The following is a 379-nucleotide window of genomic DNA, read 5'->3' on the forward strand; positions in this document are numbered from 1 at the left end:
TACTTATCAAACGGTATGAAAGGCCATACATTCAGCGTCCCGCCTGAATAATGATCTGTGTTTTACTTCACGACACCACAGGCAAAACATACCCCACCGCCACCGGGTTTAGCCGGCGTGTCAGTGTTTCTGGATAGGGTCGCCGGAGGCGGGTTATTGCGGAGCGATAAACGGAGTTCGCTGCAGTGATTTACAAAACCGGGTACCAAACAGCAGTTCCCGTAATCGGTTCCGCATTCCCAGCTTCACCAGTAACCGGTATTTGTCCTGCCAGATTTGCTTCTCCTGCGTATTCAGCCTTCCACACAACGCTGACAACCTTCCCCGTCCACGGTAAACTTCCTGAAGCAAGCGTAACTGGGCCAGGCTCACTCCACAT

1 protein-coding gene is annotated in these 379 nt (G+C 52.2%); it reads right to left on the reverse strand.

Going from position 1 to position 379, the window contains the following annotated elements; genetic code table 11:
- Nucleotides 1–153: 153 nt before the first annotated feature.
- Nucleotides 154–379, reverse strand: a 226-nt coding sequence (locus J4G32_RS20705) for a hypothetical protein (protein ID WP_210497517.1), incomplete at its 5' end; no start/stop codon positions are given.

This window comes from Microvirga antarctica (assembly GCF_017921815.1).
Classification (GTDB): domain Bacteria; phylum Pseudomonadota; class Alphaproteobacteria; order Rhizobiales; family Beijerinckiaceae; genus Microvirga; species Microvirga antarctica.